We start from the raw sequence: 26,468 nt of genomic DNA, 5'->3' as shown, positions 1-26,468 counted from the left end.
CTGATTTGGGCGGGCGGCGAGTTAGGCGGGCGGCGAGTTAGGCGGGCGATTTAGATTGACCTGGCCCCTGGTTCCTTGGAACATGACAGGAACATGCGGCGGGGGCGCGTGTCCCTGTTGCGGCAATTGTCTTGCTGCATGAGCGCCGTTCAGCGGCCTGGACCGGCGTCTGCTGTAGCGAGATCGAGTCGTGGTAATCGGGCCACAAACGCTCTATATAGTGGTTAATTCATCTGGTTCGCCCATATATAGTTTGCAGCGAATCCAACCGCCTGAGGGAGAAAGATCATTCGCGATGTGACGTTGCCAGGAGAGACCGCCGTGCTCGATGCCGTTCAGATGCCAGGTCGTTATCAAGTTCGGGTCGAGAGGTCGCGCGACGCGTTGTTGACCGATTTCGGCCGCGCCACCTTGACCGATCGCTATCTGATGCCGGGCGAGGAGTTCCAGGACCTGTTCGCGCGCGTTGCGTCGCAGTATGGCGACAACCACGCGCATGCGCAGCGGTTGTACGACTACATGAGCAAGCTGTGGTTCATGCCGTCGACGCCGATCCTGTCGAATGGCGGCACCAATCGCGGGCTGCCGATCTCGTGCTTCCTGAACGAGGCGAGCGACAGCCTGGACGGTATCCTGGGGTTGTGGAACGAGAATGTCTGGCTGGCGTCGAAGGGCGGCGGGATCGGGTCGTATTGGGGCAATCTGCGCTCGATCGGGGAAAAGGTCGGGGCGGTCGGCAAGACCTCGGGCGTGATCCCGTTCATCCGGGTGATGGACAGCCTGACGCTTGCGATCAGCCAGGGGTCGCTGCGGCGCGGGTCGGCGGCGGTGTATTTGCCGGTGTGGCATCCCGAGATCGAGGAGTTCATCGAGATCCGCCGCCCGACCGGGGGCGATCCGAACCGCAAGGCGCTGAACCTGCATCATGGCGTGCAGATCCCGGATGCGTTCATGCGCGCGGTGGAGAACGACGGGCCGTGGTCGCTGCTGTCGCCGAAGGACAAGTCGGTGGTGCGGTCGATCTCGGCGCGGGCGTTGTGGGTGCGTATCCTGACCGCGCGGATCGAGACCGGGGAACCGTATCTGGTGTTCTCGGATCACGTCAACGATGCGCGGCCGCAACACCACAAGTTGGCCGGGCTGGAGGTGAAGACGTCCAACTTGTGCAGCGAGATCACCTTGCCGACCGGGACGGACCAGCATGGCAGGGAACGCACCGCGGTGTGCTGCCTGTGCAGCCTGAACCTGGAGAACTGGTCGGAGTGGGAGGGTCACCCGACGTTCGTCGAGGACATCATGCGGTTCCTCGACAACGTGCTGCAGGATTTCATCGATCGCGCGCCGGCGGGGATGGAGAAGGCGCGCTACGCGGCGATGCGGGAGCGTTCGGTGGGGCTCGGGGTGATGGGGTTCCACTCGTTTCTTCAGGCGCTCGACGTGCCGTGGGAGAGCGTGGTGGCGAAGGTCTGGAACAAGAAGATTTTCCGCCATATCCGAGCGCAGGCGGATGCGGCGTCGGTCAAGCTGGCCGGGGAGCGGGGGGCTTGTCCGGATGCCGCGGAGTATGGCGTGAAGGAGCGGTTCTCGCACAAGATGTCGGTGGCGCCGACGGCGTCGATTTCGATCATTGCCGGGAATTCGTCGCCGGGGATCGAGCCGATCGCGGCGAATGTGTTTTTGCAGAAGACGCTGTCGGGGAGTTTTTCGGTGCGCAACCGGCATTTGCAGAAGCTGCTGGCGGCGAAGGGGTTCGATACGGAAGAAGTATGGTCGTCGATCACCACGACCAAGGGCAGCGTGCAGCATTTGCCGTTCCTAAGCGAGCCGGAGAAGGCGGTCTACAAGACGGCGTTCGAACTGGATCAGCGCTGGGTGGTGGAGCATGCGGCGGACCGCGCGGGGTTCATTTGTCAGAGCCAGTCGGTGAATGTGTTCCTGCCGGCCAATGTGCATAAGCGGGACTTGCACCAGATCCATTTCCTGGCGTGGAAGCGGGGGGTGAAGTCGCTGTATTATTGCCGCAGCCTGTCGATCGCGCGGGCTGATACGGTGAGCGACCGGGGCGTGGCGCCGGCAGCGTTCACCGGGTTGATGCTGGGTGCGACGTTGCCGGCGAATGACGAGCAGGGGCGCTTGCCGCTGGTGGCGATGGCGGGGAACGCGACGGATTACGAGGAGTGTCTGGCGTGTCAGTGAGGGGGGTCGGGGCGTCAGCGCCCGCGCCCCTAGCCATTTATTTCCTATGCGGCAGCGACATTAGCAAAGGCGGCGGCCTCGAAGCCCGCAGCCGGGCTTTTCGGTGCGACGTTTTGTGCGACCAAAGATCGCTATCACTGCGGGCGAGCGGCCGCCATCCGCAGGCCGAACAGAATCATCGCCCCCCCGCTATGCGGTTGATCGTTCCCAACCGTCCATACATTCGTCGTGCGGTCCCGCCGGAGAGTAGGAACGAAAGGCCTCCATACCAGCCGAAGTTGCAGAACCAAGTGACCAGCACGACAGCAATCACCGTAGCCGGGCCGGCGTCCGGCGGCATGAAGGTGCCGAACACGCTGGAGAAATAGACCAGGGTTTTCGGGTTGGTGATGTTGGATATGAACCCCCGCGCGAAGCTCACGGCCAAACGCTGCGGCGCACCTCCGGCGGACTGACTTTCGATGGGCTCGGGCTTCGAACGCAAGAGCTTGACTCCGAGCCAGATTAGATAGGCGGCGCCGGCATAGGACATGAAGGTATAAAGCCAGGGAAACGCCAGGAACACGGCCTTGAGGCCCAGACTCGCGCTGGTCACCCATATCGCACCGCTGGCGCAGATGCCCGCGATCACCGCGATGGCGTTGACACGCCCGCTTGCGACGGCGGTCTGCGCAACGAGTACGGCGTTGGCGCCTGGAGTCATCGTCAGCAGCCAATGCACGACCAGAATGGAGCCGAGCAGCGAGAGCGTCGGCATCGTCATTTACTCCGGCTCGGCCTCAGGGGTCACAGATCCCGGCCGTGCCGCCGGATTTGGTGCATGAGCGGTGTTCGGTCTTCAGACGCGCCTGCCCGAAACGGCAGAACGTGAATGAAAGCGAAATCTTCGTAGAGCACGTCCATCACCACAGGCACAAGGCGGTCCATCTCGGCCCAGCTATCCTGGAAGTTCTTGATGAAATCGCGATGTCGTAGTCTGACTCGGAATGGGCATCGCCGCGGGCGCGGGAACCGAACAGTACCACCCGTTCAATTTGGCCGCCGTAGATCTCGTGCAGGGACTGGCGGAAGCGAAACATAACCGGGTCGATTTCGACAATTTGGGACACTATGCGCTCTACTGGACCTGCAAACTCGAAGCGTAGAGTAGCAGGATTGGGAGCCGAAACGATGAGGGCCCCGGACGGCTCGGTTAGCCTATCGGGCGGCGAGTCATGCTGCAAGGCAACTCCCCGGGTCCCCGGGACGGCAAGTCCCGCGAGCTTGAATCCTGCGTTGGGTGTCCAGGCGCATGAAGTTAAGCCTGATCCGGGCGGATTGCGGTGTTGCGCGTTTGATGGCAGTGGTCGCCACGGATCGGAGCGCTGATGCTTCGGTCGGCGACAACCAATGTCGGGCGAACCCGGCACCAAGTCTCGATCGGGGAGGGAGCGTTGCTGCAGACGCAGGATACGCCATCGCGCCAGGCGGCGGTCGCGCCGGCGGGGCATTATCGATGGGTGATCATCGGACTGCTGTTCGTGATCACCACGATCAATTACATGGACCGCAACCTGCTGGGCGTGCTGAAGCCGACCATCCAGGGCGATCTGCATTTCAGCGAGACCGACTACGGCAACATCGTCTTTGCGTTCAGCATGGCCTACGCGGCCGGCTATGCCAGCATGGGCGCGTTCACCGACAAGGTCGGCATCCGCATCGGACTGGCAGTGGCGGCGATGATCTGGTGCGCGGCGTCGACCGCGCATGGGCTGGTGACGTCGGTCGCCGGCTTCGCCGTGGCCCGGATCGTGCTGGGATTGGGTGAGGGCGGCAATTTCCCGACCTGCATCAAGTCGGTCGCCACCTGGTTTCCGGTGCGCGATCGAGCTCTGGCGACCGGCGTGTTCAACGCCGGCAGCAATGTCGGCGGGCTGGTGGCGCCGCTGATCGCGGCGTTCGTCACCGCGACCTGGGGCTGGCAAGCGGCGTTCTACGTCACCGGGTCGGTCGGCTTCATCTGGGTCGCGTTCTGGCTGGTGATGTATCGAGCGCCGGACCGCCACCCCAGGGTTTCCGCCGCCGAACTGGCGTATATCCGCAGCGAGCCGGACGTGGCGGCGAAACCGATCCCGTGGGGCAAGCTGCTGGGGTATCAGGGGACCTGGACCTATATCCTGGGCAGCGCGCTGACCAATCCGGTCTGGTGGTTCTACAACAACTGGGTGCCGAGCTTTCTGTTCTCGAAGTTCCATGTGAACCTGCTGGCGCTGGGTCTGCCGCTGGTGGTGATCTATTTGATGACCGATGTGGGGTCGGTGCTGGGCGGCTGGCTGTCGGGGCGGTTGATCAAGGCGGGCTTCGGCGTGTTCACCGCGCGCAAGCTAGCGCTGCTGGGCTGTGCCTGCTGCACGGTGCCGGTGTTCATGGCGCCGATGGTGGGACAAATCTGGGTCGCGGTCGGGCTGATCGGGCTGGCGATGGCGGCGCATCAGGGGTTCTCCGCCAATCTGTTCACTCTGGTGTCGGATACCATGCCGACCAGCGCGGTCGCCGGCGCGGTGGGGCTGGGTGGGGGGATCAGTTCGGTGCTGAGCGGGTTCTCGGCGGTGGTCGTCGGGCACGTGCTGGATGCCACGCATGATAATTACACGGTGGTGTTCTTTGCCGGGGCGGGTGCGTATGTCGTGGCCACGCTGGGGGTTCACCTTATCCTGCCGAAGCGGCGGGGGGATTTGATCGGGGCGGTGGCTTAAGGCGCATCCGCGCCTCGGTTGAACCGGGAACGGCGCTGACTTTTGGCCGCGGTCAAAACGCCTGATGACGTTTTAGGGTAAGTCAGCAGTCAGCGTGGACTTTTTTGCGGCAACGGAGGAAATTACCGATGATCTACCTCTACGCGATGGGTCCCAAGGACTACTGGGCCGGGTGGCAGGAACCCGAAAGTGCCTTCGAACCCGATCCACCGACCAAGATCGCCCAGCCGGAGGACGAATTCGGCGACGATGGCCTGTTCGACGACAAGCGCTACATCTCGGAGTTCAATGCAAGATGGCAATGGGTTCAGGAACTCGCAGCCGGCGTTGGCTGGGAGGGTGATATCCTCGCGGGCCCGTTCGTTTCCATGCTGCCGGATTGCGATTACTGCCCTTCCGATTTCCTAATCGCCTGGAAGCAGAGCAACAACGGCATGACTTTCTACGCCTCGCCGATACGGCTCGCCTGGCTTGAGGAGGGGTGCTGGTTCCAGACTTCAGAAAACAGGGCCGATCGACCCGCTGAGCCCGGCGCCTGACCGGCTGTGACATTGCGTGGCCTTGTCCGCCATCGACTTGATTGCCGTTTGGGCGCGGCTTCCCATCTCCGTCACTTCCCGACAAGGCCGTCGTCAGCGTTAATCCTGCGGAATGTGAGATTGACCCGGGGGCCGCAAGGCCGCTTTTCCTTCTCAATGCCGTGCTTCCAATTTTTCTGAGTATCACCTTTCATCAACAACAAGCTTCCCGACTCCAATTTCAACTTGATGGACTTGCCGGCTGTATCCTGCTTGGATTTTAAAATGAACACGCGTCCTTGTCCCAGGCTGAGCGAGGCAATGATGGGGCGCTTTCCCAGCTCCTTCTCTTCGTCGCTGTGGAAGCCCATGCTGTCACGATTATCCCGATAGTAATTGAGCAGAACGCTATTGAAATCAACGCCAACAAGTTGCTCAACACGACGCTTTACCGACAGCAACAAGGCGGACCAAGGCAACGGATTCAGTTTCACGCCAGAGTATTGATAACCGCGCCCCGCATCTCCAAACCATGCAATCAAACGTGGTTGTGGATAGGATTTACCCCAGACAACGACGTTTTCAGCACGCCAAGGAACCTCCACAATCAACCTTTGCATCAGGCAAATGGGGTCCTGACCAAGGTCAAAGTAACGAGCGTAAAAAACCTCCGCTCCTCGCAAAGGCAGGGGATGTAGCATATTCTTGTCGGAGAAAAGGTCCGACATCACTTAAGTCTTCTTAAGGACACGATAGGTTATTTGTGATTGAATTTTCGGATTTTGGCCAAACTTGGTCAGATACACACCGAGCTCGGATGATTGTTCTGAAAATCGGGGTAAAAAACGTTTATTATCAGCGGATAAAAGGCATTCCAGTTTGGCGGCCTCCCAGAGCTTGTCGAAGTAGGATGTGAAATCCGTGTGCCCATTGTCGTCGTATAGGAACAGGGCTCCGGGACGAGCTTTCTCGAATAAAGTTTGCCAAAATTCGGTCACAACACCACTCTGGTCTAGCGACATTACCTCGGAGACAAAGTAACTCATTGTAAAAAGGTCGGCTCGGAGAAATTTTTTCTGATATTGCCAGGAGTCCGGATCGGTGACGTCAAGCCTCTGGAAATTGCTGTTCACGTACAAGGTCGAGTCAAGAGACAATCCCAAATCCGACCAAGTATCGGCCCATGCCTGCTGTTTGTCAAGTAATTGACAAGAGACTTTGCCAATTGGTTCCTGGTATTCATCAAAATACTTGAGTATACCGATGATATCACTTCCAGGACCGCCACCTACACAGGTAACATTTAGAGTCTCTTGTTTAAATATGTTTTCCCCAAGCCTAGACCTGAGTTGTTCGAGGATCTGAACAATGTAATCACCGTGTGCAGCCACGTATTTGTAAACGTAAGCAAACCTGGTGGCCGGATCCTTATAATCGACCGGTATTCGGGTAGAGGAATTAAGTGATCCATAACTCGTTTTCAGATAGGTCATGCGCTTCTTGATTGCCGCGTCCAGTCCGCTTCCGTACTCCTCTCCTCCATCTTCGTAGAGTGCATCAAGAGCTATTTTGACCAATTCAAAAATTGTCATGTGAGCTTCCTGGACATCTTGCACTTCTCAAGGTTTCGAGAGAACTTGTCTCCTCAAAGTCTCGAAATCGTGCTGTGGTGCATGTCGAGCATGCGGTCGATCTCCCCCGCACGGCAGCGTGCGGTCGGTCTTGGTTCCGCTTGCCACACCGCGGAACACCTTCTTGCATCCGGCCTTGGTCACTTGACAAACCTGGGCGTCAAAGCTCTGGCCGTTCGTCCTTTTCCGGGCGTCGCAGTAAATCATGGGCGGCCTTATCGATTGGGTGCGGGCAGCGCCCGACTTGCGGCGCCGACATAGTCCCCCAACGTCGCATCGAGCCGTTCGTAAAGCAGGCGGTCGAACGCGCCGTGCCCGCGGCCGGACTGGGCGTGCTGCAAGGCGTCGGGGTAACCGGCCCTGTCCTGGGGTCGCACGGCGACCGGCGGGTAACCGGCCCGGATAAGGACAAGATTCATCAGCCGCCGAGCCGTGCGGCCATTGCCGTCGTTGAACGGATGCATCGCCACCAGTTGGCGATGAGCGGTGAATGCGGTCTCCGGTGTTGGCACGGCGCCCGTCAGCCAACGGGCAAAATCGCCCATCAGCGCCGGGACTTCGGCCGGAGGCGGGAAACCGTGGCGGCCAGTGTCGGTCAACACATAGCGGCCCTGATCGGCATAGCGTCCGGCGATCTCGGGGTCTGAACGCAACATCACCAGACGGTGCAGGTTGCGCACATCGATTTCGGTCAGCGGGTCTGCCTGCCGCGCCAGCGCGCGCACATACCCCAGCGCGGCGAAATGATCGACCGCCTCGAGGTGATCCTTGAGCGGCTTGCCGCCCACGGTGATGCCCTGCTCGACGACCATGGTCGTCTCGACCGCCGTCAGCGTGTTGCCCTCGATCGCGTTGGACGTGTAGGTCAGTTCGATATCGTGGCTGTGCTCGAGGTTGCTCAAACTACCGGGCGCACGGCGACGGAGCCGGTCGAGTTCGGCCTTTTTCTCCGCGATGCCCTGAAGCAGTTGGTCCACTTTTTTCGTCCGAATCAGCCGCCACTATGCACTGGACTCGCACGCCGGAAAAGATTCATTCTTTCGCCGCTCTAACTTTGAAGTATAAATCTTGAATTATGCACCAAGCACAGTTCGGGTCCCGAGCGGCACTTACCTTTGCTTCACGGAATAAGTCGCTTTCTCAAGAAATAACGCGTTTGGCCAGCGGGATAATTCTCCAGCATGCCGAACAGCTCGTATCCTACTGCTTCATAGAGGCCGCGCGCCTGAAAGGTATCCAACCACGCTGAGTGGCAACCCCTCGCGATGGCGAGGTTTTCGGCACGTATCATCAACTCGGTTCCGATGCCTCGATGTCGCAAACCGTCATCAATCCAAAGGCCGTCAACAACGAGCCAATCACAATAGATAAGTCCGGAGATTCCGCCTTTGAGACAAGCGGCGTCGTCCTGCAATAACAGTGCGAACCGTTCGAATTTGGGTGGGAATGTGCGCGCATTAAAGGCATCAATCTGCTGGATGAGGTTGTTGCGAGTATCGATAGATGGGTTGTCGTCGCAAATAACATGAAGACCCGGTTCGATATCAGCCAACTGCATAGCCGCGGTCTCCCGGTTGGGTCATCTGCGGTGGGAGCAGGCTTTATCCATCGGGGCAAGACCTTCTTCGAGGTTCGACGCCGTGATGTGAAAGTCTTGACTTCCGCAGACAGGGAACACTCTCCTCTGGCGTACATCATCATCGCAAGACGGCCGATCCCTTCGTCACACCGGCCCGGTCATTGCGCCCCCACCTCCCCGGCGCTAATCCCGCCGGCATGAACAAGCGGTCGCAACAGATCGAGGCGCTGTTTCGCCAGGGTCAGCACCTGCATCGGGCTGGGCGCCTGGCGGAGGCTGAGAATGCCTATCGTCAGGTGCTTCTGGCGATGCCGCGACATGCCGAGGCGCTGCATACGCTGGGCGCGCTGGCCCTGCAATGCGGTAATGCCGAGTTCGCCGAACAGATGGTCCAACAGGCGATCGCACTGAAGCCGGCCGCCGACTTCCAACTCACCCGAGCGCATGTGCTGCTGGCGCTGCGCCGGGCGGAACCGGCCGCCGAGGCGGCGCGGGTAGTGCTGCGCGCGCGTCCGCGTGATGCCGCGGCGCACCAGGTTCTGGGTCACGCGCTGAGCGACGCCGGCCAGCCGGAGCCGGCGATCGCCGCCTACCTTTCGGCGCTCGAGCTGCAACCCGATCTGCCTGACATCCGCAACAACCTCGGCACGGTGCTGCGCCAGGCGGGCCGGTTGGCCGAGGCGGAGGCGGAGTTGCGCCGGGCGCCGCCGGAACCGGGGGCGCTGGTCAACCTGTCCAGCGTGCAGAAGGAACGCGGCGCCTTCGTCGCGGCCGAGGCGACGCTGCGCCAGGCGTTGCGGATCGCCCCCGGCGACCCGGCGCTGCTCTATAACTGGTCGCTGCTGATGCTGCTGCTGGGCCGGCCCGCCGAGGCCTGGCCCGGCTGGGAGCAGCGCTTCCGCGCCGGCGCCACTCCGCCGCGTGCGTTCACCCAGCCGCAATGGCAGGGCGAACCGCTGGGCGGACGCAGTCTGCTGGTCCATACCGAACAGGGCGCGGGCGACGTCATCCAGTTTGTCCGTTACTTGCCGGCGCTGCTGCGGCCGGGGATCGGCGGTTCGGTGGGTTTCGAGGCACCGGCGCGGCTGATCCGGCTGCTGTCAAGCAACCCGGCGCTGCCACCGATGGTCGCCGCCGACACCGCGCCGCCGCCGGCCGATACCGTGGCGCCGCTGATGAGCCTGCCGGCGCGCACCGACTTGGTGCCCGCCGACCCGCCCTATCTGTTCGCCGAACCCGATCGCGTCGCCGCCTGGGGCCGGCGCATCGGCGATGCCGGTTTCCGCGTCGGCATCAACTGGCAGGGCTTCCGCGGCCGGCTGGAGGACCGCGGCCGGTCGTTCCCGCTGGCGTTGTTCGGCGGCCTGGCCGGGATTGCCGGCGTGCGCCTGATCAGCCTGCAAAAGGGCGACGGCGAGGATCAGGTGGCGGGGGCCGGCTTTGCGCTGGAGACGCTGGATGGTCTCGATGCCGGGCCGGATGGGTTTCTCGACACCGCGGCGGTGATGGCGACGCTGGACCTGGTGGTCACGTCCGACACCTCGATCGCCCATCTGGCCGGCGCGCTGGGCCGCCCGGTCTGGGTGGCGCTGCGGCTGGTGCCGGACTGGCGCTGGATGCTGGATCGCACCGACAGCCCGTGGTATCCGACGATGCGGCTGTTCCGCCAGACGCGGGATGGCGACTGGGGCCCGGTGTTCGCAGCGATTGCCGACGCGCTGGCCGGCGTTTTGGGCGACGGATGGTTCGGCGGCGGCATCGGCGACCGGCCATGACCAGCCCAAGCGTGCCGGTGTCGTGGGGTGAGTTGCTCGACAAGATCGCCATCCTGCGGATCAAGACGCGCCGGCTGGGTGCCCCGGTCGCGCGCGCGGACGCCGCTGTGGAATTGGAGCTGCTGCGCCGGGCGGCGGGCGTGCCGGCGGGGGTGGCCGACCTGCTGGCCGCACTCGATGCGGTGAACCTGCGGCTGTGGCGGATCGAGGAGCTGATCCGAACCAAGGACACCGCCGGCGATTTCGGACCGGGTTTCGTCGCGCTGGCCAGGGCGGTCTATCAGGAAAACGACGAGCGCGGGCGGATCAAGCAGGCGCTGAACCGGCGGCTGGGTTCGACATTGGTGGAGCAGAAGCAGTATTCGGGGTATCAACGTCCCACTGATCAACAACCGATTGGTCAACGCCCGACTGGTCAACGCTCGACTGGTCAACGCCCGATGGGTCAACGCCCGACTGGTGAAGTCCCGACTGGTGAAGTCCCGACTGGTGAACGCCCGACGGGTCAACGCCCGACGGGTCAACGCCCCACCGGCGCGACGCCGGCTGAACCGAAGAAGAACTCCGCATGACCGACGCGATCGCCGACAACCTCCGCCGGGTCCGGGACCGTATCGCCGGCGCCGCGATCGCGGCCGGCCGCCGGCCCGAGGACATCACTCTGGTCGCGGTGTCGAAGACCAAGCCGATGGAGTCGGTCGCCGCGGCGCTCGCCGCCGGTCAGGCGGTATTCGGCGAGAACCGGGTGCAGGAAGCCGCCGCCAAGTTTCCGCCGCTGCAGGCCAAGCAAGCGCTGAGTCTGCACCTGATCGGCGGTCTGCAGACCAACAAGGCGCGCGATGCGGTGCGCATCGCCGACGTCATCGAATCGCTGGATCGTCCCAAGCTGGCGGATGCGATTGCCGCCGCGATCGGCCGGGAAGGCCGCACCCCGGCGCTGCTGATCGAGGTCAACACCGGGTCGGAGGCGCAAAAATCGGGCATCGCGCGCGATGCCGCCGATGGCTTCATCGTCGACTGCCAGGGACGTTTCGGCAATGCATTGACCGGGCTGATGTGCGTCCCGCCGCAGGGGGAGGACCCGCGGCCGCATTTCACCTGGCTGGCCGACCGAGCGGCGCGGCATGGCCTGGCGACGGTGTCGATGGGGATGTCGGCCGATTTCGAGATCGCCATCGCATGCGGCGCCACCTGGGTCCGGGTCGGCAGCGCGATATTCGGCTCGCGCTGACCACCGTTCGGAACGGCCAGGCGGCCTATCGGTTGATCGGCGCGAACCCCGCCGGCGTCATAAGATTGTTTCTTTGGCCGATCAAATAGCCGGCCTCGCCGGTCTTTTGCAGATACACCTGCCATTCCGGATCAGCGCTCATTGCCGCCCGCCTGGCGGCGCGATCGGCGGCGTCCTGGTAGACCCAGATATGGACGAAGCTGTTGACCTCACCGGATTCGGTGATCAGGTAGGCCAACGGCTCACCGAGATGGCGCTTCTGCGGGGTCAGGCCGTATTCCTGATAGAGCGCCATCTGGCGGGCCATGGTGCCGGGCTTGACCGTATAGGTGCGGTGATCGACGAGCATTTTGTATCCCCCTGGTGGATGCGGCGTGCTGATGGATGCGACGGGTTGGATGCGACGCGGATTGCCGGGTATCTGGCGGTCCGAGACCCGCCTCGGGTGGCCGGCGGTGGCGGCGCGGTTCGCTCGAGTGCGGTTTTGTTCGAGGCGCGGTTTCTGGACTGGGACCTATAGCCGCACGCTGTGCGCACGCGCCGGCGCTTCGGTGCAGCGGTCATTGATTCGGAATCGATAAGGTGGCGAACGGGTCATATCGATTTCGCGTCGAAGCGCCCCGGAGAAACGAAACGCTCCAGGGTCAATATTTTCGGGCGCTCGAGCCACTGGCCAATGAAGGTCCAACGCGACCGCTTCAGTGGCCCAGCATCTGACTGCAGCCGGGCCGCGAACCCGCGGCCCGGTGCTTAGTGCGAGGCTCTGACCGGTTCGCTGCCGGTGCGTCCGCGGGCCTGTGCCGGTTCGGCGGTGATCCGCAGTGTCGAGGCGGCATCGCGCAGAATTGTCCGCATTTCGCGCAGGAACGCCATTCCGGTCGCGGTGCGCTGCACCAGCACGCTGCGGCGATCCAGCGGATCGGTCTTGCGGCGCACCAGGTCGAATTCCGACAGCCGGTCGAGCGCCCGGGTGATTGCCGGTTTCGACACCCCCAGCTTCGCCGCGAGGCCGCGCACCGTTTGCGCCTCAGTTTCCAAATAGCAAGTCAGGAACACGCCAAGTTGGCGAGCCGACAGATCGGGACCGTCGCGGCGGACCAGTTCAACGATCGCGGTTCGCAGGATGCCGGCCAGACCGTCGCTGACCTCGTTTGTGATCATACCCCTACACCTTTCCTGTCAACGGCGGTCGTCCCGCATCAGGCGACGGCCGCCAATCGATAGTTGTCACGCGGCCGAAATCCTGTCGCGTAACGAAGTGGTGTACCAAACGTATTTGTTCCGGTGATTAAATTGTAGTTTCGCAATAATACGTTCGATTGATATAACGCGGCTGAGCACCAAGTCGTCCGGCCAATGACTGTTGTGCTGCAGCCCTCGGCGGTCGCCGCACCGCGCCGCGCCGATTCGGCCGAGCGAAACAGAACTGATGGCGCGTCCATATTGTTCGTAGCACGTCCATTTTGTTCGCGGACCAAGGCAGCGGCGACCGATCCGGGCCACGCTGCGGCGATCCCGGGCAACCGACGCGAAGCGCCCGGCCTGAACCGCGCGCCGGCGCCGACCGGCCGAACGTTGGCGCTCCAAAATCGTTACTATTGCTAATACGTATCCGGCGAATGAAGTGGAATTTATCAATTAAAACACAGACTAAGGGGTTTTCTCGAGTCCTGAGCCTAGCGCTCGCGAACGAGATTGCCGAACCGCGATGGGCGCTTCACGCCCGCCGGATCGTTTCGCTCAGACCAATAGCGCAAGCGGAACGGTTACTTAGCGCAGCGAACGGCCGCGGCCGATCGCGGCGTCACCGAAGCGGCCGCGCAACGCATCGATAGCCGCCTGCGCCGCCGCCCGCCGAGGCGTGAGGGTGTCGGCCAGGTCGCCGCGATCGGCGCCCGACCCATCGACCAGCGGGTGGGCGCCGATGCCGATCAGGCGAAACGCCGGCCCGGTCGCTTCCTTCACCAGCAGCGAACGCGCCAGATCGAACAACCGGTCGGGCAGCACCGTCGGGCTGAACAGCCGACCCGATCGGGTGCGCGAGGCGAAATCGGTGGTCTTCAGTTTCAGCACCACGCCGCCGGCGGCCAGGCCCTGTTGTTTCAGACGCCCGGCCAACTTTTCGCACAGACGCCAGAGCGGGCGTTCCAGATCGGCGAGGTGCCAAAGGTCGGCCGCGAAGGTGGTCTCGGCGCTGATCGATTTGGCCTCGCGCAACGGATCGACGACGCGGGCGTCCTCGCCGCGGGCGCGACGCACCCAGGCCGGCCCGTCGTCGCCCAGCCGGCTGAGCGCGTCGCGGTCGCTCAGCGCCTGCAACTGGCCAAGCCTTGTGATGCCCTGTATTTCCAGCCGGCGCGCCAGCGCGGCGCCGATCCCGGGCAGCAGGCGAACCGGTTCGGGTGCCAGCAGGCCGGCGGCCTGCTCGGCGTCGATCACGGTGAAGCCGCGCGGCTTGCCGCGGCCGGCGGCGATCTTGGCCATCAGCCGGTTGGCCGCCAGGCCGATCGAGACGGTGACGCCGACGCGGCGCTCCACCGCCTCGGCGAAGCGGGCCAGCACCACGGCCGGGGCGGCGCCGTGCAGCGCCTCGGTGCCGGCCAGGTCGAGCACCGCTTCATCGATCGACAGCGGCTGTACCAGGGGCGTCAGTTGGTTCATCAGCGCGCGCACCTGGCGTGAGGCGGCGCTGTACTTTTCGAAATCGGGCTTGATGACGACGGCGTCGGGACAGGCCTTGAGCGCCTTGAACATCGGCATGGCACTGCGCACGCCGTGGATGCGCGCGACATAGCAGGCGGCGGTGACCACGCCCCTGGTGCCGCCACCGACGATCACCGGACGCGCCCTGAGCTCCGGGCGGTCGCGTTTTTCGACGCTGGCATAGAACGCGTCGCAATCGACGTGGGCGATGCCGAGGCGCAGCAGCGACCGGTGGCGGACCAGCCGAGCACCGCCGCAGCGCGGGCAGCGCGAGCCGATCGCGTCGGCGACGAGTGTGCAATCGCGGCACATCACCACCAATGGGGCCTGCTCTGGGGCCACATCTGGCGCCACCTCTGGGGCTACCTTTGAGGCCTTCAGCGGGGTCTGCTCTGGGGCCACCACTGGGGGAAGCGCTGGGGTAACCGCCGGTTCGGTCATCTCAGGCGGCCGGCCACAGCCGAGCGGCGCCGCGCACGCCGGAGGAATCGCCGTGCCGGTTGCGCAGGATCGGCGTGGCGATCACGTCGCTGAAGGCGTGGGTCGGGATCAGCCGGGGCAATTCGGTGTAGAGGTGGTCCATGTTCGACAGGCCGCCGCCCAGCACGATGGCATCGGGGTCCAGCAGGTTGATCACCACCGCCAGCCCGCGCGCCAGCCGGTCGGCGTGGCGCGCGATCGCCGCGGCTGCCCGTGGATCGCCGGCGGCGGCGCGTTCGGGCAGCAGGCTGGCGTCGTGCGCGCCGGGGCCGTCGCAGTCGCGCGCCAAAGCGGGGCCGGCGACGTAGGTCTCCAGACAGCCGTACTGGCCGCACCAGCACGGATGGCCCGGCACTTCCGGCCCGCGCGGCCAGGGCAGCGGGGTGTGGCCCCACTCGCCGGCGACCCGGTGCGGGCCTTGCTGCAGCCGGCCATCGACCACGATGCCGCCGCCGCAGCCGGTGCCCAGGATCACCCCGAACACCACGCCGAACCCGGCGCCGGCGCCGTCCGCCGCCTCGCTCAGGGCGAAGCAGTTGGCGTCGTTCTGCACGCGGACCTCGCGGCCCAGCGCCTGGCTGACGTCTTGGTCGAAGCGATGGCCGTTGAGCGCGATCGAGTTGGCGTTCTTGACCAGGCCGGTGGCCGGGCTGATCACGCCGGGGATGCCGATCCCGACGCTGCCGCTGATGCCCAGGCGGGATTCGCAGCCGCGCACCAGGCAGGAGATCGTCGCGACGGTGTCGGGGTAGCCGGACGGGGTCGCGGTGCGCTGGCGCCATATCTCGCCGCCATCGGGTGCCAGCACCGCGATCTCGATCTTGCTGCCGCCCAGGTCGATGCCGATGCGATGGTGGGTCATGGGCTCCGTGGCGCCATCATGGCGCCGGCTGGCGCGCCAACTCAAGCCCGACCTGCGTAATGGGCAGGGTGTCCGCATTTGGATTTTCTGTCGGCGCAAGTCGGTGGACGCGGCGTATCCACGAGAAGCGGTTTGCGACCGCGGATGCACGCTGATGCACGCTGAGTAGGAGTTACGCTGAAAACTGGGTGCAATGAACCTGGTCCTTTGCGCATCCGTGGTTTCAGCGTCGTGCGTTTGAGGCAAATGCAATTGTCGGGCGTAATGGGCCGACTTGCCGTAATGGGCCGACTTGCTGTAGTGGGCCGACCTGCCGTAATGGGCCAACTTGGTTGATGGCCGACTTGGTTGATGGCCGACTTGGGTGATGGCCGACTTAGGTGTGGGCCGACTTAGGTGATGGCCGACTTGGGTGATGGCCGACTTGCGTCGTGGCCGCCTTGCGACGTGGGCGACTTGCCCAACGGCCGCGTCGTACGCATGTTGCCGCCATGAACGAGACCTTGCTCGACGTCAAAGGCATGAACTGCCCATTGCCGGTGCTGAAGGCCAACCGAGCGCTGCGCGCCATGACGGCGGGGCAGCGGCTGCGGGTGCTGGCGACGGATCGCGCCGCGGTCGGCGATTTTCATGCGTTTTGCCGCGAAACCGGTCACCCGCTGCTGGCCTGGAGCGAGGAAGCCGGCGTCTTCAGCTTCGTGATCCGCCGCCGCGCCGATGAACCCGAACCGAAGGCGAGCTGACGTGCGCACCGCGCTGATCACCCACCCTGCCTGCCTGGAACACGACACCGGCGGCTATCATCCGGAAACCGCGAACCGCCTGCGCGCCGTGCTGGCCGCGCTCGAGGCGCCGGAATTCGCCGACCTGCTGCGCGAATCGGCGCCGCTGGCCACGGTCGAGCAGCTCAGTCGGGCGCATCCGGCGAACCATGTCGAGGCCATCCTGTCGATCTGCCCCGACGCCGGCAAAACCGTGCAGCTCGATGCCGATACGCTGATGAGCAGCGGCAGCGCCGAGGCCGCCTCGCGCGCCGCCGGGGCCGCCTGCATGGCGGTCGATGCGGTGATGGAGGGCTGGGCGCGCGCCGCGTTCGCCGCGGTCCGGCCGCCCGGCCATCACGCCGAACCGACCCGTCCGATGGGCTTCTGCCTGTTCAACAGCGTGGCGGTGGCGGCGCTGCACGCCCGCGCCCGCTGGGGTGTGCAGCGGGTCGCGGTGGTCGATTTCGACGTCCATCACGGCAACGGCACGCAGGCGATGTTCGCCGCCGACCCCGACCTGTTCTATGCGTCCTCGCACCAAAGTCCCTGTTATCCCGGCACCGGCGAGGAATGGGAGCGCGGCGTCGCCCGCAACATCGTCAATGCTCCGCTGCGGCCAGGCGACGGCAGTGCGGCGTTCCGTGCCGCGTGGTCGAACGTCATCCTGCCGGCGCTGAACGGCTTCGCGCCGGGTCTGTTGATCATCTCCGCCGGGTTCGACGCCCATGTCGCCGATCCGCTGGCGCAACTGCGGCTGCAGACCGCCGACTTTGCCTGGATCACCGAACAACTGGTGGGCGTGGCCGACATGCATTGCGGCGGGCGTCTGGTCTCGGTGCTGGAAGGCGGCTATGACCTCTCCGCGTTGGCCGCCTCGGCCGCGGTGCATGTCCGGGGGCTGATGCGGATCTAGTGTCCTGTCCCGGAGGTTCGCCGCCGTATGCGGCGGACGGCGGGGTTGGACCAATTTGTCGCATGATCCACGCGGCCAAGCCGCGATCATGCCCCGGAAGGCGTGCCGAACATGTCGCAGGACGATGTCAGCCAGTTGTCGTTCGAGGATGCGCTGGCCGAGCTTGACCAGATCGTGCGCGGCCTGGAGGGCGGCAGCTTGAAGCTGGACGCCGCGGTGCAGGCGTTCGAGCGAGGGGTCAGGCTGCGCCGCCACTGCGAGGCCAAGCTGGCCGAGGTCGAGGCCCGGGTGGAGGCGTTGGTGCGGCGGTCGGATGGATCGCTGGGGACCCGGCCGCTGGAATAGTGAAGCAGCGCGCCGATCAGTTGCTGGTGCTGCGCGGGCTGGCGGAAAGCCGCAGCCGGGCGCAGGCGCTGATCCTGGCCGGTAAGGTGTTTCGCGGCGAGCAGCGGGTCGCCAAGGCGGGCGACCTGCTTTCCGAACACGATCCGCTGCAGGTGCGCGGGCAGGACCACCCTTGGGTATCGCGCGGCGGACTGAAACTGGCGCACGGGCTGGGCCATTTCGGGTTTTCTCCGGCGCGGCGGACCTGCCTCGATATCGGCGCCTCGACCGGGGGGTTCACCGACGTGTTGCTGGCGAACGGCGCGGCTCGCGTGCATGCGGTCGATGTCGGTCACGGCCAGCTTGCGTGGAAGTTGCGCGGCGACGATCGGGTGGTGGTGCACGAGAAGACCAACGCTCGGTATTTGACGCGTTCGGCGGTGCCCGATCCGATCGAGGCGCTGGTCTGCGATGCCAGTTTCATCGGCCTTGCCACGCTATTGCCGGCGCCGTTGAGCCTCTGCGTCACCGGGGCCTGGGCGATCGTGCTGATCAAGCCGCAGTTCGAGGCCGGCGCCGCATCGGTCGGCGGCAAGGGTGTGGTGCGCGACCCGGCGGTGCATCGGGCGGTCTGCGAGCGGCTGGTGCGCTGGTGGTCCGAGCAGGCTGGCTGGGCGGTCGTCGGGATCGCCGAGAGTCCGATCACCGGACCCGAGGGTAACAAGGAGTTCCTGCTGGGTGCTCGGTTTGGTCCAGCTTGTGTCGCCCAGTCCGCTTAGGTCGGTCAGTCCGCTTTGGTGGGTCAGTCCGCTTTGATGGGTCAGTCCGCTTTGGTGGGTCAGTCCGCTTTGGTGGGTCAGTCCGCTTTGGTGGGTCAGTCCGCTTTGGTGGGTCAGTCCGCTTCGGTCGCTCGGTTAACTCAGGTCGGGCCAGTCCGCTTCGGTCGGCCGGTCCACTTCGGTCGGCTAGTCCGCTTTGGTCGCTCGGTTAGCTCGGGTCGCTCGGTTAGCTTCGGTCGCGGGGTTGGCTAAGTTCGCTCGGTCGATTTAGTCGGTGGCCGCGGGATGACGCGGCGAGGTTGCTATGGGCGCGGCGGGCGTGTCACCGTCCTGGTGGCAACCAACCCGGCGGGCGATACACAAATCGCAACGACCGGATGATCAGACCGCCCGCTTCAGCACCGGCGACGCCTTGAAGCGGACCGTCTTGCCGGCCTTGACCCTGATCGATTCACCGGTCCGCGGGTTGAGCGCTTTGCGCGCCTTGGTCTTGCGCACGATGAACGTGCCGAAGCTGGGGAGGGTGAATTTCCCAGTCCGTTTTAATTCCCCGACGATCGCACGGATCAGTTCGTTGGTCGCTCGATTAGCCGCCGCACCGGTCACTTCGGTCGATTGCTGAAGCACCTTGGCGATAAATGCCTTTGACATCCACGTTCCTTATGAGTGCGAGATCAAACCCGACGTTGATCTGTCTAAGGATCGTGTTTTGCAATGAGTTCGACGGTTGATCAACAAATTTACACGTGAACAACGAAATTATCCGAGTTTTTGAGTGCAATTTTCCGAGATTGTGATTTTTTCGGAGACCGACTCTTATCTGAAAGCGATCGATGCCGAAAGGCTGGGTCACCCGTTGTGCGTTTCAACACCGGCCCGGCAGAGCGCTCGCGCACGGCGTCGGCTCAGCAGCGCCGTGTGCAATTGCAGGTATTGGCGCCCGTATCCGGGGCCGGTATTCAGCGGCTAGTATCCGGGGCGGGTATTTGGGCGCCGGTATCCGTGGCCGCTATCCGGGGCCGCTATCCGGGGCCGCTATCCGGGGCCGGTATCTAGGCCTACACTTCGGGCAACAGCATGATACGAGGCGGCGGCGCCGGCAGTTGGTTCCGCGGGTTCGCGGGCGAGGCCCTGGATCGCTGACCGCAAGGTGCGCTGGCTCAAAGACGCGCGGACCGGACGATTTGTCAGGCCGGATAATCACGGGTCGCAACCGACTAGCCCGGGCGGCCATCGCTCACGCCATGAGAGAAGGCTTAACGATCCGCCGGTTTGGAGATCGCGGGAGTGTTCGCCGCCATCACCGCCGCGGTTTCGGGCCGCGAGACGTCAGCCAGCAGGGACCAGATCCGATCCGGCTGCATCGGGACGTCGGGGTCATTCAGCAGCCGGTCCAGTTCGTCAAGTTTTCGGCTGTATTCCGCACTGGACATGCTCACCCCTGCCAAAGCCCGATCAACCGCGTCGCCCGTCACCACCCATCATGGCGCCAAACGGTGGCTCCGATGATGGCCCCGATCATGGCTGCCGTGCGGCGCAACCGAGGATATGTGGCGGCAAGTCGGGTTCCGTATCGCTTGGCCGATCACACTGACGACAACACCGCCGGCGCCAGCGCCGCCAGCCCGGCCGCGGGGTGGGCCGGATTGCGAAACCGCAGCTCGCCGCCCGGCGAGGCGTCGGGTTCGGCCACGCCGAACAACTCCAGGCGGGACACGAAGCTGATCGCCACCACCGGGCGGCCTTCGGGATTGGTCATGAACTGCCTGGCCTCGCCCTCCAGTTCAAGCCGTTCGCGCAGGCCGCGCCATTCCGATCGATCGGTGTCCTCGACGAACACCGACAGGATGCCGGGGCGGGTGCCGGTCAGCCGGGTCGGCGACAGCACCGCCAGACGCCGGCGGATGGCGATCGCCACCTCGTTCTCCTGGCCGGCGCGCGCCGCCATGACGAAAATCCCGGCTCCCGCCGTCGTGACCGAAAGATGCGCTTCGGGTCCGAACTCCTGGCGCAGCGAGGACACCAGGCCGTTGTCCTCGGCCTGCGCGCCGGCCAACAGCAGCGGATCCAGCCGCAGCACGATCGCCGCGTCATGAGCCTGCCGCGCCCGGGTCTCCAGCATGGTGCGGATCCGCTGGTGCAGCCGCCCCAGCGTCTCACCGTCGGGCTCGCCGTCGGCCAGACCGCCGCGCAGGCCCAGCGGCAGCGTCATCTTCAGCAGGTAGCGGCCGGGATGCGCGGCGAGCCAGGTCTGCAGGTCGGGATCCACCCGATCGGCCAGCCGAAACCAGGCGCCGCGATGCACGCCGCGGCCGTCCTCGGCGGTGACCACGTCGCACGCCACCTCGGCCTCGACCGCGTCGCGCCGGATCAGCAGATCGTGCGGCGTGTCGTCGTCCAGACCCGAGAAGCCGACGCTGAAGCCACGCGAACGATGCAGCATCGCGGTGCGCGCCAGATGGAACAGCGGGATCAACGTGTTCTCGCCGCTCAGCCCCAAGTGCAGCCGCTCGATCAGCCGGTCGCGCCCGCGCGGTGTCAGTTCGGCGGCGATGTCGGCGAGTTCGCCGGCGATCCGGGTCAGCAGCCGATCGGCGGCGGAGGGCGGGGCCGCCGGCTGGCGGCGGATCTTCTCCAGGCTGAGCTCGACCGCGTGGCGCTGACGCACCGCCTGGCCGGCGCGCCGCCCGGACGCCGCGAGGTCGCGGATCTCGGCCAGCCGCGCCCCCCACCGCGGTTCACCCAGCAGTGCCAGGAAACCATTCAGGCGGGGATCATCCGGATCTGCGGGGCGCGCGGCCATTTCAAACTCGATCCCGATAACAGGGACGTCATTCACGCTGTATTCTTTCCGACCGTCAAGCTAGGTACTTGCGCGGTGCGGCATCACGCGTGCGAGAGCGCCGCGGTTCCGCCGGGTTTGTCCGCGTGGGACCAAACCTAATACCCGTTAGTTGCGCGGCAGCCTCGCTGTTGTGGCGGCATTCGGGTTCTGCGCGCGGTGGCGCAGCAGGTGATCGGCCAGCACGCAGGCCATCATCGCCTCGCCTACCGGCACCGCTCGGATGCCGACGCACGGGTCGTGGCGGCCCTTGGTGACGACGTCGATGTCGGCGCCGCCGCGATCGACCGCACGCCGCGGCGACAGGATCGAACTGGTCGGCTTGACAGCGAAGCGGGCGACGATCGGCTGGCCGGTGGCGATGCCGCCCAGGATTCCGCCGGCGTGGTTGGACTGGAATTGCACCACGCCGTGATGCATCCGCATCTCGTCGGCATTGGCCTCGCCCGACAGCGCAGCGGCGGCGAAGCCTTCGCCGATCTCCACGCCCTTGACCGCGTTGATCGACATCAGCGCGGCGGCCAGCTCGGCGTCCAGCTTGCCATAGATCGGCGCGCCGAGGCCGGGGGGAACGCCCTCGGCGACGACCTCGATCACCGCGCCCACCGAGGATCCGGCCTTGCGCACCTCGGCCAGTTCGGCTTCCCAGGCGCGCGCCGCCAGCGGGTCGGGACAGAATAGCGGGTTGGCGTCGACCTCGGCCCAGTCCCAACGGTCGCGGTCGATGCCATGCGGGCCGATCCGCACCAGGGCAGCGCGGATCCGCACCGCTGGACCAAGCACGATGCGAGCGATCGCGCCGGCGGCGACGCGCATCGCGGTCTCGCGCGCTGACGACCGGCCGCCGCCGCGATAGTCGCGAATGCCGTATTTCAGCTCATAGGTCAGGTCGGCGTGGCCAGGACGGAACTGCTCCGCGATGGCGGCATAGTCGCGCGAGCGCTGGTCCTGGTTGTCGATCAGCAGGCTGATCGGGGTGCCGGTGGTCAGTCCCTGGAACACACCCGACAGGATGCGAACCCGATCGGGCTCCTGGCGCTGAGTGGTGTATTTCGACTGGCCCGGACGGCGCTTGTCGAGCCACGGCTGGATGTCGGCCTCGGTCAGTGCCAGCAGCGGCGGGCAGCCATCCACCACACCGCCGATCGCCGGGCCGTGGCTCTCGCCCCATGTGGTGACCCGGAACAGATGGCCGAAACTGTTGTGCGACATGGCACCCTAGTATCGCGCATCCGGCGCGATACGTCGCCGATTGTTTGAGTCTCCGATGCACGCGGCCCGGTCGTGGACGCTCCGCGTCGGGCGCTTGTCTGACGCTCCGCGTCGGGCGCTTGTCTGACGCTCCGCGTCGGGCACTTGTCTGACGCTCCGCGTCGGGCGCTTGTCTGACGCTCCGCGTGGGGCGCTCGTTTGACGCTCCGCGTGGGGTGCTCGCTTGACGCTCCGCGTGGGGCGGATAACGGGTCAGCCCTCGGCGGCGGCGATGTCGGCCGCGTCCGGATGTTTCATGCCGACAACGTGATACCCACAATCGACGTGATGCACCTCCCCGGTCACGCCGCTGGCCAGGTCGGACAGCAGATACAGGCCGGCGCCGCCGACCTCCTCGATGCTGACATTGCGCCGCATCGGCGAATTGAGCTCGTTCCAGCGCAGGATATAGCGGAAGTCGCCAATGCCGGAAGCGGCCAGGGTCTTGATCGGCCCGGCGCTGATGGCGTTGCAGCGGATTCCGGCCGAACCCAGGTCGGCGGCCAGATAGCGCACCGATGCCTCGAGCGCCGCCTTGGCCAGCCCCATCACGTTGTAATGCGGCACCCAGCGTTCGGCGCCGAGATAGGTCAAGGTCAGCAGGCTGGCGCCCGGCTTCATCATCGGCACCGCGCGCTGGCAGACCGCGGTGAACGAATAGCAGGAAATGTCCATGGCCTGCTGGAACGCCGCCCGCGGGGTATCGAGGTAGCGCCCGCGCAGGTAGTTCTTGTCGGCGAAACCAATGGCGTGGACCAGGAAGTCCAGCCCGTCCCAGCGCCGCGACAAGGCGGCGAAGGCGTCGTCGATACTGGCTTCGTCGGCCACGTCGCAAGGCAACACCAGGTCGGAGCCGACGCCGGCGGCCAGCGGGCGCACCCGCCGCTCCAGCGCCTCGCCCTGGAAGGTGAACGCCAGTTCGGCACCCTGCGCGGCGCACGCCGCGGCGATGCCCCAGGCCAGTGAACGATCGTTCGCCACACCCATGATCAGGCCGCGCCTGCCGCGCATCAGGCTGCCCTGGACGGGAAGGTGTGCCGGCGCACTATCGGCCATTTTGATCCTCTCGGTCGCGCCGCGCCGCAATAGAGATTAGGCGCACATGCTTCGCTTCGGGGTGGTGGCACAAGGCGGCGGGATCGGGCAAGGGGCCAGGATCATGACGCAGCGGGAATGGCATCGGCGGTGCCGGTCGCGCCACGCCGCCGGCGGGTCACTCTGCCGCCGCGACCAGCCGGCGCGATGCCGCAGCGCCCGAGCGCGGGCGGGCGCGAGGCGCGAGGCGGCCCTGGCGTGGCGCCGGTGCATTGCCGGTGACCGGCGTGGGATGCGCGGCGGGGGCCGGGTTTTCGCCGGTCAGGCGCTCGATCAGACCGCAATAGGATGCCAGGTAGTCGGCCATCGCCAGGCGGCGTTCGGCGTAGCCTCGGGCGCCGGCGCGCAAGCCGCGGGTCAGCGCCTTGTCCTCCAGCAGACCCAGCACGGCGCGGGCCAGCGCGCGCGGGTCCAGGCACGGCGTCAGCAGCCCGTTCTCGCCGTGGCTGATGAACTCGCGCACCGTTGCGGAGTCGCCGCCGATCACCGGACAGCCGATCGCCAGCGCCTCGCGCAGCGACCACGAGGCGACGAACGGATAGGTCAGGTAGACATGCGCATCGGAACGGCGCAGCGCGGCCAGGTAGGTCAGGTAGTCGACCCGGCCGGGGAACACCACGCGGGTCGGGTCGATGTCGTGGCCGAGTTCGGCCAGCATGACCTCGCGCCAGTTGCCGCCGGTGCGCGGCGCGGCGCCGTAGCTGATGCCGTCGCCGCCGATCATCACCACCTTGATGTCCTTGCGCGCGCGCATCAGATCCGGCAGCGCGCGCATCATGACATGGAATCCGCGATACGGCTCCAGGTCGCGCGACACGTAGGTGATCAGCTTGTCGGTCGGCCGGATCGCCATGTCGCCGATCTTCAGGGTCTGCTTGCGGATGGCGGGGTCGGGGCGGCAGGTCGCCAGGTCGACGCCTTCCCACACCACGTCGATACGCCGCCGCGCCCAATCGGGATAGGTCGATAGCTGCCAATCCGTCGGGGTCTGCCCGGCGCCCCCCAGGTTGAGCGCGACATGGTTGATCGCGTTCTTGGCACGGATGCGCGGGAAGTCGAGCGAGGCGGCGGGGAATTCCGGATCGAAGCCGACATCGGCCTGGTCGTGCTGATAGTAGAACTCGAAATAGCCCAGCATCGCCGCGTCGGGCCAGACATCGCGCAGGTTGAGCATTTCGCCCCAGCCGTGATGGCCGATGATGATGTCGGGTGTGTAGCCGAGGTGGCGCAGGCCGTAGGCGGTCTTGGCGACGGTCTCGGCCCGCCTGACGCCGTTGTCCAGTTCGCGCGCGGCGATGTGGGTATCGGTGATGTCCAGCTTGGGCCTGGCGTAGGGTACCTTGCGCACGCCGATGATCTCGTTGGCGTTCGGTTCAGTAACGAAAACCACCTCGTGCCGTTTGGCGGCGACCAGGTGGCGAACGAGGTGCAGGAACTGTCCGGGATAGTTCTGGTGAACGAACAGGAACTTCACGTGTCAGAGCCTGGCGCGCGGCCGGGTTGGCACTCGGTCGGCGCCATTGGACTTGGCGGGGGCGGCGCTTTCGGCGGCGGATTTCTTGGCCGCCGGCGGCCTCGCGGCATGCTCGGTCCTGGTCACCACGGCCTTGCCGCCGCGGCGATTGATGACGATCCGGAATGCTTCCAGCGGCGCCAGGCTTTCGGTCTCGCACGGCTCGCCGGCGCCGACCGGGCCGATTTCGCTGCCATCGACAAAGCTCGCCGCGTAGCTGCATTCATGGCTCCTGGCGGCGGCGCCTTTCAGTCGGACTTTCAGCCCCAGCAGCGGCAGTGCCATGCCGCGGCTGCCGCAGAACTTGCCGGATTCGACCCATGGCGATAGCCAGTTGCGGCCCAGCACGGCCTGATATTCCAGGTCCTGCGGCGCGAGGCCCTGCAGCGGTGCCAGGCCGAAGCCCTCGACCCATTGGCGGCTGCCCTTCTGGCCGAGCCATTCGCCGCGGGTGCAGCCGACATCGCCCATGCGATGGACATGGGCCATGACCTCCGGACTGGCCGCGGCCGCCGGATCGACGGAGGCCGGATCGGCGGTCGCCAACCTGGGCTCGACAAGCGTGGGCTGGACCGGCGTGGGCTGGATCGGCGTGGGCGTGCCGTTCGGCCGCGCCGCTACCGCCGCACCGGGCGCGGCGGCGTTCGGCTCGCCACTGAGGCGCAGCACCTGCAGGCGCGGCGCGGTGTCCTTGCCCTTGTTCTGGTAGATGGTGACCAGGATCTGCGCCGACCCATCCGAGACCCGCACCAGCGCGGCGGTTCCGTTCAGCCAGCCGTCTTCGCGAAACGTGCTGACGCTGACCGCTTCCGGCCGTCCGGCCAGGCCGGGGGCCGGCGTGATGCGCACTCCCGGCAGCCCGGTGGCGGGGTCCGAGGGCGCGCTGCCCGGGGTCTGGAAGACACAGAACAGGCCGGTTTCCAGTGTCATGAGGTGGCCGGAGACCTGCAATTCGGCAACCCGGTTGGGTGCTTCGGCCGGCCGGCCGGTGGGTGGCGCCGCGGTTCGTTCGCCGGGCCGCGCCGCGGTTTGTTGGATGGGCCGCGCCGCGGTTTGTTGGGTGGGCCGCGCCGCGGTTCGCTCGACAGGCCGGGCCGCGGTTTTGCTCGTGGCTTCGGACATTCGGCTCACTCGCTGGTTTGGGATTTACGCTGGTGTGTCAGCATAGATGACATACACCCTTTAGGGCAGACTAAACGATGAATGCAACTGATGCGCGACACCAGTGGTGGCAAGATACTCAGATTTATGCAACGCCGCTTGCAGTCTTTTCGCCA

At 65.5% G+C, this 26,468-nt stretch carries 28 protein-coding genes; 11 read left to right on the top strand and 17 right to left on the bottom strand.

Annotated features, from left to right (window positions below; genetic code table 11):
- Nucleotides 1-339: 339 nt before the first annotated feature.
- Nucleotides 340-2,196, top strand: a complete 1,857-nt coding sequence (locus tag ACQY4T_RS05145; protein WP_428542732.1) for a ribonucleoside-diphosphate reductase subunit alpha — start codon at nucleotides 340-342, stop codon at nucleotides 2,194-2,196.
- A 175-nt stretch (nucleotides 2,197-2,371) separates the two neighbouring features.
- Here the strand turns inward: ACQY4T_RS05145 and ACQY4T_RS05140 are convergent, their stop codons facing one another.
- The gene (locus tag ACQY4T_RS05140) at nucleotides 2,372-2,953 is read right to left on the bottom strand and encodes a LysE family translocator (RefSeq protein ID WP_428538575.1); all 582 of its coding nucleotides are present in this window, start codon (nucleotides 2,951-2,953) and stop codon (nucleotides 2,372-2,374) included.
- Between the two features lie 145 nt (nucleotides 2,954-3,098).
- On the bottom strand, nucleotides 3,099-3,221 hold the full coding sequence (locus tag ACQY4T_RS05135) for a nucleotidyltransferase domain-containing protein (protein WP_428542729.1): 123 nt from the start codon (nucleotides 3,219-3,221) through the stop codon (nucleotides 3,099-3,101).
- Between ACQY4T_RS05135 and ACQY4T_RS05130 the strand changes: the two genes are divergently transcribed.
- From ACQY4T_RS05130 to ACQY4T_RS05120, 3 genes are all read left to right on the top strand, one after another.
- A complete protein-coding gene (locus ACQY4T_RS05130; protein ID WP_428543085.1) occupies nucleotides 3,183-3,341 on the top strand; it encodes a hypothetical protein in 159 nt (52 codons plus the stop codon). The two genes, ACQY4T_RS05135 and ACQY4T_RS05130, sit on opposite strands and share 39 nt — an antisense overlap.
- Nucleotides 3,342-3,629: 288 nt before the next feature.
- Nucleotides 3,630-4,931, top strand: coding sequence for an MFS transporter (locus tag ACQY4T_RS05125; protein WP_428538573.1), 1,302 nt, complete (start codon nucleotides 3,630-3,632; stop codon nucleotides 4,929-4,931).
- 128 nt (nucleotides 4,932-5,059) lie between these two features.
- Nucleotides 5,060-5,470, top strand: coding sequence for a hypothetical protein (locus tag ACQY4T_RS05120; RefSeq protein ID WP_428538571.1), 411 nt, complete (start codon nucleotides 5,060-5,062; stop codon nucleotides 5,468-5,470).
- Nucleotides 5,471-5,541: 71 nt separating this feature from the next.
- On the opposite strand, the gene ACQY4T_RS05115 is transcribed toward ACQY4T_RS05120, so the two are convergent.
- The 4 genes from ACQY4T_RS05115 to ACQY4T_RS05100 form a co-directional block, all read right to left on the bottom strand.
- The gene (locus ACQY4T_RS05115; RefSeq protein ID WP_428538569.1) at nucleotides 5,542-6,177 is read right to left on the bottom strand and encodes an alpha-ketoglutarate-dependent dioxygenase AlkB family protein; all 636 of its coding nucleotides are present in this window, start codon (nucleotides 6,175-6,177) and stop codon (nucleotides 5,542-5,544) included.
- Between the two features lie 3 nt (nucleotides 6,178-6,180).
- The gene (locus ACQY4T_RS05110; protein WP_428538567.1) at nucleotides 6,181-7,041 is read right to left on the bottom strand and encodes a hypothetical protein; all 861 of its coding nucleotides are present in this window, start codon (nucleotides 7,039-7,041) and stop codon (nucleotides 6,181-6,183) included.
- Between the two features lie 254 nt (nucleotides 7,042-7,295).
- A complete protein-coding gene (locus tag ACQY4T_RS05105; RefSeq protein ID WP_428538565.1) occupies nucleotides 7,296-8,057 on the bottom strand; it encodes a Fic family protein in 762 nt (253 codons plus the stop codon).
- 143 nt (nucleotides 8,058-8,200) lie between these two features.
- On the bottom strand, nucleotides 8,201-8,638 hold the full coding sequence (locus tag ACQY4T_RS05100; RefSeq protein WP_428538563.1) for a GNAT family N-acetyltransferase: 438 nt from the start codon (nucleotides 8,636-8,638) through the stop codon (nucleotides 8,201-8,203).
- 218 nt (nucleotides 8,639-8,856) lie between these two features.
- Here ACQY4T_RS05100 and ACQY4T_RS05095 point away from each other — a divergent pair, with 218 nt between their 5' ends.
- The 3 genes from ACQY4T_RS05095 to ACQY4T_RS05085 are packed head-to-tail and all read left to right on the top strand — an operon-like array spanning nucleotide 8,857 to nucleotide 11,665.
- Nucleotides 8,857-10,434, top strand: coding sequence for a tetratricopeptide repeat protein (locus tag ACQY4T_RS05095; RefSeq protein WP_428538561.1), 1,578 nt, complete (start codon nucleotides 8,857-8,859; stop codon nucleotides 10,432-10,434).
- A complete protein-coding gene (locus ACQY4T_RS05090; RefSeq protein ID WP_428538559.1) occupies nucleotides 10,431-11,006 on the top strand; it encodes a hypothetical protein in 576 nt (191 codons plus the stop codon). Before ACQY4T_RS05095 ends, ACQY4T_RS05090 begins: the two co-directional genes overlap by 4 nt.
- Nucleotides 11,003-11,665, top strand: coding sequence for a YggS family pyridoxal phosphate-dependent enzyme (locus tag ACQY4T_RS05085; RefSeq protein WP_428538557.1), 663 nt, complete (start codon nucleotides 11,003-11,005; stop codon nucleotides 11,663-11,665). The genes ACQY4T_RS05090 and ACQY4T_RS05085 overlap by 4 nt, the downstream gene beginning before the upstream one ends.
- 25 nt (nucleotides 11,666-11,690) lie before the next feature.
- Here the strand turns inward: ACQY4T_RS05085 and ACQY4T_RS05080 are convergent, their stop codons facing one another.
- The 4 genes from ACQY4T_RS05080 to ACQY4T_RS05065 form a co-directional block, all read right to left on the bottom strand.
- Nucleotides 11,691-12,014, bottom strand: a complete 324-nt coding sequence (locus tag ACQY4T_RS05080) for an NIPSNAP family protein (protein ID WP_428538555.1) — start codon at nucleotides 12,012-12,014, stop codon at nucleotides 11,691-11,693.
- Between the two features lie 401 nt (nucleotides 12,015-12,415).
- Complete coding sequence (locus tag ACQY4T_RS05075) at nucleotides 12,416-12,826, bottom strand: MarR family transcriptional regulator (RefSeq protein WP_428538553.1); 411 nt, start codon at nucleotides 12,824-12,826, stop codon at nucleotides 12,416-12,418.
- A 609-nt stretch (nucleotides 12,827-13,435) separates the two neighbouring features.
- Nucleotides 13,436-14,809: a DNA polymerase IV gene (locus tag ACQY4T_RS05070; RefSeq protein WP_428538551.1), complete on the bottom strand. Its 1,374-nt coding sequence runs from the start codon at nucleotides 14,807-14,809 to the stop codon at nucleotides 13,436-13,438.
- 1 nt (nucleotide 14,810) lies between these two features.
- Complete coding sequence (locus ACQY4T_RS05065) at nucleotides 14,811-15,710, bottom strand: ROK family protein (RefSeq protein WP_428538549.1); 900 nt, start codon at nucleotides 15,708-15,710, stop codon at nucleotides 14,811-14,813.
- A 491-nt stretch (nucleotides 15,711-16,201) separates the two neighbouring features.
- Between ACQY4T_RS05065 and ACQY4T_RS05060 the strand changes: the two genes are divergently transcribed.
- The 4 genes from ACQY4T_RS05060 (at nucleotide 16,202) to ACQY4T_RS05045 (ending at nucleotide 18,490) form a co-directional block, all read left to right on the top strand.
- Complete coding sequence (locus ACQY4T_RS05060) at nucleotides 16,202-16,453, top strand: sulfurtransferase TusA family protein (RefSeq protein ID WP_428538547.1); 252 nt, start codon at nucleotides 16,202-16,204, stop codon at nucleotides 16,451-16,453.
- A gap of 1 nt (nucleotide 16,454) precedes the next feature.
- The gene (locus ACQY4T_RS05055) at nucleotides 16,455-17,387 is read left to right on the top strand and encodes a histone deacetylase family protein (RefSeq protein WP_428538545.1); all 933 of its coding nucleotides are present in this window, start codon (nucleotides 16,455-16,457) and stop codon (nucleotides 17,385-17,387) included.
- A gap of 111 nt (nucleotides 17,388-17,498) precedes the next feature.
- Nucleotides 17,499-17,732, top strand: coding sequence for an exodeoxyribonuclease VII small subunit (gene xseB, locus ACQY4T_RS05050; protein ID WP_428538543.1), 234 nt, complete (start codon nucleotides 17,499-17,501; stop codon nucleotides 17,730-17,732).
- Nucleotides 17,729-18,490 carry a TlyA family RNA methyltransferase gene (locus ACQY4T_RS05045; RefSeq protein WP_428542726.1) on the top strand — a complete coding sequence of 254 codons (762 nt, stop codon included), beginning with the start codon at nucleotides 17,729-17,731 and terminating at the stop codon, nucleotides 18,488-18,490. Before xseB ends, ACQY4T_RS05045 begins: the two co-directional genes overlap by 4 nt.
- A 381-nt stretch (nucleotides 18,491-18,871) precedes the next feature.
- On the opposite strand, the gene ACQY4T_RS05040 is transcribed toward ACQY4T_RS05045, so the two are convergent.
- The 7 genes from ACQY4T_RS05040 to ACQY4T_RS05010 form a co-directional block, all read right to left on the bottom strand.
- Nucleotides 18,872-19,141 (bottom strand): HU family DNA-binding protein, encoded by a 270-nt coding sequence (locus ACQY4T_RS05040; RefSeq protein WP_428538541.1) that lies wholly within the window; start codon nucleotides 19,139-19,141, stop codon nucleotides 18,872-18,874.
- A gap of 605 nt (nucleotides 19,142-19,746) precedes the next feature.
- Nucleotides 19,747-19,923, bottom strand: a complete 177-nt coding sequence (locus ACQY4T_RS05035) for a peptide chain release factor 1 (protein WP_428538539.1) — start codon at nucleotides 19,921-19,923, stop codon at nucleotides 19,747-19,749.
- 152 nt (nucleotides 19,924-20,075) lie between these two features.
- Nucleotides 20,076-21,329 (bottom strand): hypothetical protein, encoded by a 1,254-nt coding sequence (locus tag ACQY4T_RS05030; RefSeq protein ID WP_428538537.1) that lies wholly within the window; start codon nucleotides 21,327-21,329, stop codon nucleotides 20,076-20,078.
- 111 nt (nucleotides 21,330-21,440) lie between these two features.
- Entirely contained in the window at nucleotides 21,441-22,544 is a 1,104-nt protein-coding gene (aroC, locus tag ACQY4T_RS05025) for a chorismate synthase (protein WP_428538535.1), read from the bottom strand.
- Between the two features lie 252 nt (nucleotides 22,545-22,796).
- The gene (gene fabI / locus ACQY4T_RS05020) at nucleotides 22,797-23,639 is read right to left on the bottom strand and encodes an enoyl-ACP reductase FabI (RefSeq protein WP_428538533.1); all 843 of its coding nucleotides are present in this window, start codon (nucleotides 23,637-23,639) and stop codon (nucleotides 22,797-22,799) included.
- A 157-nt stretch (nucleotides 23,640-23,796) separates the two neighbouring features.
- Nucleotides 23,797-25,152, bottom strand: coding sequence for a glycosyltransferase (locus tag ACQY4T_RS05015; RefSeq protein WP_428538531.1), 1,356 nt, complete (start codon nucleotides 25,150-25,152; stop codon nucleotides 23,797-23,799).
- A gap of 3 nt (nucleotides 25,153-25,155) precedes the next feature.
- A complete protein-coding gene (locus ACQY4T_RS05010) occupies nucleotides 25,156-26,313 on the bottom strand; it encodes a hypothetical protein (protein ID WP_428538529.1) in 1,158 nt (385 codons plus the stop codon).
- Nucleotides 26,314-26,468 lie beyond the last annotated feature (155 nt).

The organism is Rhodopila sp. (assembly GCF_965277825.1).
In the GTDB taxonomy this organism is placed as follows: Bacteria; Pseudomonadota; Alphaproteobacteria; order Acetobacterales; family Acetobacteraceae; genus Rhodopila.
This window is presented reverse-complemented; position numbering and strand designations above follow the sequence as displayed.